Here is a 4,222-nt window from a genome sequence, read left to right on the forward strand (position 1 = left end):
GGGCCGTCCGGTGCGGGGGCCGCGGGCGGGGCCTCGGCGCGGGCCGCGGGCACGGAGCCGCCGGCCGCGGGCGGTACGGGGGCGGCGGTGCGGTCCTTGCGGTCGGCGCGCGCAGCGGCTCGGCGCTGTGTGCCGGGGAGCCGGGCGCTCCAGCGGGTGAAGTTCACTGAGGATTACCTCGTGGAGTCGTTCCGGACCAGCTCGGGGACGTGGCGTGGCCGGGCCGCGTGCCCGGCGCGGGGCCGCGGTCGGCGGTGCGGGGGACTGCCCCCGTGGGAGTGCAGCAAACGTCCGAATCCTCGTAATTGTTACTCTTCGCAGGTACGAGCCCACCCATGGTCACACGACCAGTGTGGCCGACCGGACTGACATCCGTCAGACGTCGGCCTGTCCGGGGGAGTTCCAGGCTCCGCCACAGGGCCCATGACCTGCTTCAACTCGCTTCCGGGTGACGTCCGGTGTCGGCGGCGAGTTCGAATTCGGCCCGGGGGTTCTCGAGCGAGCCGAGGGAGACGATCTCGCGTTTGAAGAGCCCGGTGAGGGTCCACTCGGCGAGGACGCGGGCCTTGCGGTTGAAGGTGGGGATCCGGCTGAGGTGGTAGGCGCGGTGCATGAACCAGGCGGGGTAGCCCTTGAGCTTCCTGCCGTAGACGTGGGCGACGCCCTTGTGGAGGCCCAGGGAGGCCACGGAGCCGACGTATTTGTGCCGGTAGTCCTTGAGCGGCCGGCCGCGCAGGGAGGCGAGCACGTTGTGGGCGAGGACCTTGGCCTGGCGGACGGCGTGCTGGGCGTTGGGGGCGCACACGGCGGCGGGGTCGTCCGAGGTGAGGTCGGGGACGGCCGCGGCGTCGCCGGCGCCCCAGGCGTGCTCCACGCCGTCCACGCCGAGCGCCGCGGTGCACTTGAGGCGGCCGCGGCCGTTGAGCGGGAGGTCGGTGGCGGCGAGCACCGGGTGGGCTTTGACGCCTGCGGTCCACACGAGGGTCCGGGTGGGGAAGCGCGAGCCGTCGCTGAGGACGGCGATGCGGTCCGCGCAGGAGTCGAGGCGGGTGTCGAGGCGGACGTCGATGTTGCGCCCGCGCAGCTCGCGCAGTGCGTAACGGCCCATGTCCTCGCCCACTTCCGGGAGGATCCGGCCGGTGGCCTCGACGAGGATAAAGCGCAGGTCTTCGGGTTCGAGGTTGTGGTAGTAGCGGGTGGCGTAGCGGGCCATGTCCTCGAGCTCGGCGAGGGCCTCCACGCCTGCGTAGCCGCCGCCGACGAAGACGAAGGTCAGGGCGGCGTCGCGGACGGCCGGGTCGCGGGTGGAGGAAGCGATGTCCATTTGTTCGAGCACGTGGTTGCGCAGGCCGATGGCCTCCTCGACGGTCTTGAAGCCGATGCCGTATTCGGCGAGACCGGGGACGGGCAGCGTGCGCGAGACGGAGCCGGGCGCGAGGATCAGCTCGTCGTAGCGGACCTGGACGGCGCCGGTGCCCTCCTCGTGCGTGGCGAGGGTGCTGATGGCGGCGGCGCGCTTGGCGTGGTCGATGGAGCGGACCTCGCCGATGACGACCTGGCACTTGTCGAGCGTGCGGCGCAGGGGGACGACGACATGGCGGGGGGAGATGGAGCCGGCCGCGGCCTCGGGGAGGAAGGGCTGGTAGGTCATGTACGGCTCGGGGTCGATCACGATGACGGTCGCCTCGCCGCGCCTGAGCTTCCGCTGCAGGCGCAGGGCGGTGTACATCCCGACGTAGCCGCCGCCGACCACCAGAATGCGCGCCGGTTCCTTCGCCAAGGCCACTCCTCAGTCGTCGGGGTCCCGGTTGCCGGGTCGTGAGCACAGCTTCTTCCCCATGACGCACCCCCGGCCGGAGTTTGTCCACAGGCCGTGCGAAACGTATGACCGGCGGCGGAGCTGATCCCTCCATGGGGGGCGCACCGGTTCGGGAGACAGGTGCGCAGGTCAGGGCGGATGCGGTGGGGTTGTGGGGTGGTGCAGAATCGGTGCGGAGAGGGGATGTACTCCAATCGGGGATGCCCGGTGCGGAACTACCCCTTCTTTCTTGACCTGGGCTCAACTATGTTCGTACTCCGTCGGGGTGTCAGAGACGTGCCCCGGCAGTCAGGGCGGGGAGTCTCCGGGGGGAGACGTCATAACCGGGGGAACACATATGCATATGCAGGGCTCTCATTGGTCGACCGCTGTCGCGCCGTCGGAGGCGGGCGGTGGCCGCAGCACGCCGTTGCGCGTGGACGCCCAGCGCAATCTCGAGCACGTACTGCGTGCGGCCCGCGAGGTCTTCGGTGAGCTGGGCTACGGCGCGCCCATGGAGGATGTCGCGCGCCGCGCCCGCGTCGGGGTGGGGACGGTCTACCGCCGCTTCCCCAGCAAGGACGTCCTCGTCCGGCGGATAGCCGAGGAGGAGACCGCCCGGCTGACCGAGCAGGCGCGCACGGCGCTCGGCCAGGAGGACGAGCCGTGGTCGGCTCTCTCGCGCTTCCTGCGCACGTCGGTGGCGTCCGGCGCGGGCCGGCTGCTGCCGCCGCAGGTGCTGCGGGTCGGCGTCGACGTCGAGGCGGAGGAGATCGAGGCGCGCGTGCCGCAGCAGCGGCAGCCGGGCGCCACGGGCGGTCAGCTGCACGAGCTGCGGCTGGTCGAGCAGCGGCCGGCCCCGGCCGTCGAGCGGCACGACGCGGGCGCCGCGGCGCTGCTGGAGGTCGTCGGGCGGCTCGTGGAGCGGGCGCGGGCGGCGGGCCAGCTGCGGCCCGACGTGACGGTGGCCGATGTGCTGCTGGTGATAGCGACGGCCGCGCCGTCGCTGCCGGATGCCGTGCAGCAGGCGGCGGCGTCCTCGCGGCTGCTGGACATCCTGCTGGAGGGGCTGCGGTCGCGGCCGGCCGAGTAGTCCTCGCCGGCGGCTCGCTCCTGTGACGGGCGCGCCCGGTACGGCTCCGGTAGGCCGTCCGGGCGCATCCGGAAATCCTTCCCCGTTCGGGTGACATCGCGTGCGCCATGCAGCGGAAGTCGCCACGGACGAGTGGTTGCTGCCCATCGCGGGTTGGTGACGGCCGCCTCTGTGCCACTCTGTCCCGGTCTTCGGGTGTGCCGGCATGTACAGGGGCCTGGGCTATGGGTGTTGACGGGCAGGAAGAGCCGGGCGGGCGCGAGAAGGGGGACAGACCTCCCGTGCCCCGCCCCTCCGGCGAAGGGCGTTCCGCCCCGGCCGGGCAGCCGGCCGGGGGTGCCACGGCCGGTGTGCCGCGGCAGCGCAGGCGCAAGCACCGGAGGACGGACGCCGCCGCCGACGCTCCCCTGACGGACATTCAGCTGGTGGCGCGCATGCGGGCCGGCGAGAGCGACGCGTACGAGGAGCTCTACCGCCGTCACGCCCCCGCCGTCCGCCGCTACGCCCGCAGCTGCTGCCGCGACAGCGACACGGCGGACGACCTCACCAATGAGGTCTTCGCGAGCACCCTGCAGGCGGTGCGGAGCGGCGCCGGACCGGAGACCTCGGTGCGCGCCTATCTGCTCACCACCGTGCGGCGGGTCGCGGCCTCGTGGGGGAAGAGCGCCAAGCGGGAGCAGCTCGTCGAGGACTTCGCGGAGTTCGCCGCCGCGGCCGAGCGGCTGCCGGCCGGTGCGGGGGGCGGTGAGGGGCTCGGCCTGGGCGCGGATGTGCTGGCCATGCAGGAGGCCGAGCACTCCCTGGCCGTACAGGCCTTCCGGAGCCTGCCGCCGCGCTGGCAGACGGTGCTGTGGCACACCACGGTCGAGGAGGAGTCGCCGAGCGAGGTAGCGCCGCTGCTGGGGCTGACGGCCAATGCGACGGCGGTGCTGGCGCACCGGGCGCGCGAGGGCCTCAAACAGGCGTATCTGCAGGCCCATGTGAGCACGGCGCTGACGGCCGGGGGAGACTGCGCGCGCTATGCGGACCGGCTCGGGGCGTATGCGCGGGGCGGGCTGCGGATGCGGGCCGAGCGGGGCCTGCGCAGGCACCTGGAGGGCTGCGCGCGGTGCCGTACGGCGGCGCTGGAAGTCGCGGACGTCAATCAGCGGCTGCGGGCGCTGCTGCCGGTGGCGGTCATCGGCTGGTTCGCCGCGGGGTTCTCGGCCAAGGCGGCCACGGGCCTGACGGCGGGCGCTGCCGGGGCCGGTACGGCCGCGGCGGGAGCGGGGGTCGCTGCGGCGAGCGGTGGGGCTTCTTCCGGGGCTGCCGGCGCGGGCACGGGGGCGGGC

At 73.3% G+C, this 4,222-nt stretch carries 3 protein-coding genes; 2 read left to right on the forward strand and 1 reads right to left on the reverse strand.

What is annotated here, in order from left to right; translation table 11 throughout:
* Positions 1 to 433: 433 nt before the first annotated feature.
* The gene (locus ACSNOH_RS33605; protein ID WP_436725237.1) at positions 434 to 1,780 is read right to left on the reverse strand and encodes an NAD(P)/FAD-dependent oxidoreductase; all 1,347 of its coding nucleotides are present in this window, start codon (positions 1,778 to 1,780) and stop codon (positions 434 to 436) included.
* A 376-nt stretch (positions 1,781 to 2,156) separates the two neighbouring features.
* Here ACSNOH_RS33605 and ACSNOH_RS33610 point away from each other — a divergent pair, with 376 nt between their 5' ends.
* Positions 2,157 to 2,891: a TetR/AcrR family transcriptional regulator gene (locus tag ACSNOH_RS33610; protein ID WP_436725238.1), complete on the forward strand. Its 735-nt coding sequence runs from the start codon at positions 2,157 to 2,159 to the stop codon at positions 2,889 to 2,891.
* 224 nt (positions 2,892 to 3,115) lie between these two features.
* Positions 3,116 to 4,222 (forward strand): sigma-70 family RNA polymerase sigma factor (locus tag ACSNOH_RS33615; RefSeq protein WP_436725239.1); only part of this gene is annotated, 1,107 nt, incomplete at its 3' end.

Source organism: Streptomyces sp. URMC 127 (genome assembly GCF_051386535.1).
Taxonomy (GTDB): Bacteria; Actinomycetota; Actinomycetes; order Streptomycetales; family Streptomycetaceae; genus Streptomyces.